This is a genomic window from Halomonas sp. ANAO-440 (genome assembly GCF_019915905.1).
In the GTDB taxonomy this organism is placed as follows: Bacteria; Pseudomonadota; Gammaproteobacteria; order Pseudomonadales; family Halomonadaceae; genus Halomonas; species Halomonas chromatireducens.
The window spans coordinates 1-4,756 of record NZ_JAHXBV010000032.1 but is presented as its reverse complement, the minus strand read 5'-3'; the positions used below and the strand labels follow the sequence as shown (position 1 = coordinate 4,756).

General features: G+C 52.2%; 4 protein-coding genes and 1 pseudogene. All 5 read right to left on the bottom strand.

Annotation, left to right across the window (positions count from 1 at the left end; genetic code table 11):
• Positions 1–835 (bottom strand): annotated as a pseudogene (locus tag KZO25_RS16860) (hypothetical protein); the annotation flags it as partial.
• Positions 836–984: 149 nt separating this feature from the next.
• Positions 985–2,019, bottom strand: a complete 1,035-nt coding sequence (locus KZO25_RS16855) for a tetratricopeptide repeat protein (RefSeq protein ID WP_262489099.1) — start codon at positions 2,017–2,019, stop codon at positions 985–987.
• A gap of 411 nt (positions 2,020–2,430) precedes the next feature.
• The gene (locus KZO25_RS16850; protein WP_262489100.1) at positions 2,431–2,538 is read right to left on the bottom strand and encodes an RHS repeat-associated core domain-containing protein; all 108 of its coding nucleotides are present in this window, start codon (positions 2,536–2,538) and stop codon (positions 2,431–2,433) included.
• A gap of 93 nt (positions 2,539–2,631) precedes the next feature.
• On the bottom strand, positions 2,632–3,810 hold the full coding sequence (locus KZO25_RS16845; protein ID WP_223137869.1) for a PQQ-binding-like beta-propeller repeat protein: 1,179 nt from the start codon (positions 3,808–3,810) through the stop codon (positions 2,632–2,634).
• A gap of 26 nt (positions 3,811–3,836) precedes the next feature.
• Positions 3,837–4,756, bottom strand: a 920-nt coding sequence (locus tag KZO25_RS16840) for an RHS repeat-associated core domain-containing protein (protein WP_223137868.1), incomplete at its 5' end; no start/stop codon positions are given.

Genomic DNA, 4,756 nt, shown 5'->3' with positions numbered 1-4,756 from the left:
TGCGTTCGATCAGCTGACCGGCGCCGTCGTAGCGATACTGCTGCTCCCGGCCATCGGGGCCGGTCTCGCTGGCGAGGCGATCCATGTCATCGTAGTTAAAGCGGTAGACCGCACCGTTGCCCAGGGTGAGTTCGCTGACGCGGCCGGCGGCGTCGTAGGCGGTGTGCTGCTGGCTGCCGTCGGCGTCGAGGCGCTGGACGGGGCGGCCGTGGTCGTCATGGAAGATCTGCTGCCTAAACCCTTGGGGGCCTTCCCGCTCGACCAGTCGTCCTTGCGGGTCGTAGTGATGGTGCCAGCGGCTGCCATCGGGGAGCTGGGTGGACTGGCGCCGGCCCATGGCGTCGTGGGTGGTGCGGGTGGTTTCATTCAGGGCGTTGGTGACGGCGGCGAGGTAGCCGCGGGTATCATAGGTGTAGTCGGTGCGCCGTTCGGAGCAGTCGATCTGGGCGGTGAGCTGGCCCAGGGCGTTCCACTCACGCTGGTGGGTGGCCCCAACCGCATCGGTGAGCGTGGTGGGGCGGTCAGGCAGGTCGGCATGCGCATAGGCAAAAGCGGTAGTGCCTTCCGGCCCGGTAACTTCCACCGGATGGCCGAGGTCATTGCGCTTGATCTGCCAGCGCTGATCGTCGGGGCCTTCAATGCGAGTGGGCTGGCCCAGGGCATCCCGCTCGATGGCCCAGCGGGTGCCGTCCGGAGCGGTCTGGGCGATCACTTGGCCGTGGTCGTCGCGTTCGATCCGCGTCTCGCGACCCAGGCTGTCGGTGACCTGGGTGTGATCCACATGGTAGGCGTAGGAGCGTGCCAGGCCGCCGTGCACCCGGTGGACGATGAGCATGGGCTAAGTCATGGTGGCAGGGAGTTCAGGCGTTCAGCTACGCTACCGCCAGAGAAGGCAGTAAGGTGCCTTCCCTGGCGGGTTGAAAATAAGCGCAACGTCGTTGTTGCGCATATTGACTTAACTCAGGCTATCATTCATTTCTATAGCTAAGGCCACGTTTCAGTTTCGGTGGGAAGAGGAGTGCCGACCTGCCACTCCTCAGCAAGCCGCTGACCTTCAGCTATTTGGCCGCTATTGAGGAGAGAGGCGGCAAAGTCACGATTTTCGACGCCGTTATGATCTCCTAAATCAGCAGCTAAGCTTGCATACACGTAAGCGAGGACGATGTTTTCATCAGCTCCTAAACCTTGCCCATACAAAGAGCTTAAGTTGGACAAAGCATGCTTATCTCCCTGCGAGGCGGCACGGCGATACCACATTGCAGCAGTTCCATAATTTTGCTCCACGCCTGAACCTTGAACATACATAACGGCGATGCTGTATTGTGCACCTCGGCTCCCTTGCTCAGCGGCAAGGGTATGCCATCTCGCGGCTTCCTCATGGTTATTCGCCACACCTTTTCCAGTAAAGTACATGGTGCCCAAGTACTCCTGAGCTTTAACAAGCCCCTGCTCCGAGGCCAACCCAAACCACCTTGCAGCTTCCGAATAATTACGTCTTACTCCCTTACCGTAATAATACATTAGTGCTAGGTTTTGTTGGGCTCCTGCCATCCCTTGCTCTGCTGCTTGGCGGTACCACCTCATCGCTTCTTGAAAGTCTCTCGGTACACCACGCCCATTTTGGTACAGCCAGCCTAAGTTATTTTGGGCTATGGCGTCATCCTGATCTGCAGCTAGCTTTAGCCAATCAGCGGCTTTCTCGAAATTTTGATCAACACCTCTACCACTAAGATACATTCCACCTAAGAATGCTTGCGCATCTGGATTTCCCTCTTCAGCCAGAGGCCTAAAGTTCTCAAGCGCAACCGCATAATTTTCATTCTCAAGAGCTTCTCTACCTTCCTCTATTGAGCTAGCAATTACGCTTAACGGGCTTAGCAAAAAAGATAGCACCACCATCGTTATAAGCTTTTTCAAAAAAATCATTTTCTCCACCCTTTTAAAAATCCCGCCTTTCAACTTGGTAGTCCCATGCATTGAAATCCAGCCCTTCTGGTGGTGGAATTTCTTTCGAAGCATCCTTTAACACTCTCCTAAGCGCTGAGCGGTGGTTGCTAGGAATGCCTATCTGAGGAACATAAAGTGCCCCTTCGGGCACAGGCCCCGGCCATATTTCAAAATCAGGAATTAAACCACCAGTATCTCGATCAAAAAGAACCCCATTATTATTCATATGTGCACAAACGCCGTGTATCGTCGCTGCTTCCAAGAATTGAGAAAAAATCCAACGCCGGGCTTTTTGCTAAGCACTGCCATAACTGAGTTTCTAGTATTTACGGCGCCAGAGTAATCAGGCACCTTCGACCAGTCTTCAACATCACTAATACACGTATTGATAATTTGGTTATTGGTACTTGGGTCACGCCAAACATGGTCAGAGCGCCAACCATTCAACCCCAACGGATCCACCATGCCCGTCGGATGTCAACGTCAGCGAAGGTTGGTGCCGCCCTTCAGGCCGATAGGGTCCTGGCTGATGTACCTGCCCTGCTGCGGGTCGTAGTAGCGGTGGCAGTTATAGTAGAAGCAGGATTTCAGCCACGCTACCGCCGGGGAAGGCAGCGAAGTACCTTCCTCGGCGGGTGGTAAATGAGTGCAACGTCCGTGTTGTACTTGGAACTTGAGACCGCCCTACTCCAATACGTAAACATGGCCGTCAATACTGCCGAAATATACCCGCCCATCGACCACAGCAGGTGTAGAGGAAATGCCAGCTCCTGTTTCATATCGCCATCTCATCTCACCCGTATAACGGTCAACGGCATACATATATTGATCGTGACTGCCGAAATACACTGTGTTTCCGGCTATGGCAGCAGCCCCTCTTACAAACCCTTCAGTTTCAAACCGCCAGATAAGTTCACCGCTTTTAGTGTCCATAGCATTCATATAGCCATGAGCTCCCGCATGGCCTTCCCCTTCATCACCAAAAAAAACAACATCGTCAGCCAAGCTAATAGAAGACAGGCTAGGGAACTTAGTCGTGAATTCAGCCTCTAGCTCACCGCTGTATTTATTTATTATCTTGACGAGAGACTCAGAGTCATCTCTATTTATTATTGTGAAAATGCAGCAACTGTCTATAGATGGTGTCTTAAAGGCACTGCGGCGCGTAGGCAACGCAGTTTTCCGCCATTTTTCTTGCCCTAAGTCTAACGAAATAGCATATAGTGTTTGTGAGGCATCTTGTAAATACAAAACATCATCCGATATTATCACTTGGCCTCTCCTCCCCCGAATAGGGAACCTCCAGCGCTCCTCACCTGTCATGAGGTCTAGAGAATACAAGTAATCTTGCACAGATGTTAAAAATACCGCATCACCATAGATTGCTGGTGTATCTAACCCTGTTTGATATTCAGCCTCAAATCGCCAGTTTTCCTCACCTGTCATTCTGTCTATCGAGATTAAGTAGCTAGTATCTTCCTCGCTTGAAAATCTAAGCCCTACCAAAAGCATCTCTTCATTCAATGTGATTTGAAAACCTGTCTCTCCCCCTAAATTTTTTTCCCATATTACCGAGCCATCTTCCTGACTGACAGCATAGACTCCACCATCAAAGTCAACAAAATAAACTATACCTTCATATACTAGTGGCGTACTTATTACTGGCGCACCTGCATCAAATTTCCACACTAATTCAGGGTGGATTTCTGGCCCAACATTATCATAAACACCCGTTCGCTCCAGGTTAGCCTGAAACATCATGGAGTCGGCTATACAAAGTGCTGGTATCAGCATCATTGCCGCAGCACTAACGCTAAAAGCACGGCGTAAAGCATTGATAAAATTACTTTTAATATAATTCATCTAATTCACCCATAAAATATATATCATTATCTGCTGCGCGATGGCTTCTCAGGGAAATGAAAGTCACCTATTGACGGTTCTACAACACACTCTTTAATTATCCCGCCTAATCCATCATCAATAGCTTTATGGCGGCTAGCGTTGCGCCGAGATAACTCTTCAACCCTTTCTTTATACTCTCTGTCCACGCCTTCCCGGCAGAGATTAAACTCACCTTCCACAACTTCATCAGGAAAACCCAAAGCTTCTCTACTCTCACTTTCTCTTGCGCATTGACCTATACCACTTGCTCTAGACTGCCTGGCCGCCTCCATTTCCTCCTCCAGGATGCCCGGTAGCTGAGATCGACTGCTGCCTAAAATCATTTCTGAAGCGGCACACCAGGCTTTCTCTCTCACTACCAGCGCTGCCTGTCCAATTTTTCTTATAGCTTCCCAACTCAACCCCAACGGATCCACCATCCCTGTCGGGTTGGTGACGTAACCATACAGGTTGTTGCCGCCCTTCAGGCCGATAGGGTCCTGGCTGATGTACCTGCCCTGCTGCGGGTCGTAGTAGCGGTGGCGGTTGTAGTAGAGGCCGCTCTCTTCGTCGTGCCACTGGCCCTGGAAGCGGATCGGTTGGGCGGTGCTGCCGCGTTGGTTTTTGACCGCGGCCCAGTCATCGGGCTGGGCCTGCCATTTCGTTTCGCCGTTGGGGGTGACTAACTGCATTGGCGTACCCAGGGCATCGGTGAGATAGGCGCTGAGGCGTTTTTCATCACCTTGTTCGCTCTGGGTTTCATCGATGCGCAACATGGGCACGAAGGAGCCGGGCTCATACACCACGGTAGTGCGCTGGTTGTCTGTTTCTTCCCGTACGATGCGGTCGCCATCCCAGCCGTAGTGGGTGGTGGCCGTGGTGCCGTTGGTGTCGCGCACGGTTTTGCTGATGCGGCGACCCAGGC

Excerpts from the sequence above, each read along its gene's own strand:
- KZO25_RS16855 (WP_262489099.1), bottom strand. The coding sequence starts at position 2,019 with ATGCTTCGAAAGAAATTCCACCACCAGAAGGGCTGGATTTCAATGCAT.
- KZO25_RS16845 (WP_223137869.1), bottom strand. The coding sequence starts at position 3,810 with ATGAATTATATTAAAAGTAATTTTATCAATGCTTTACGCCGTGCTTTT.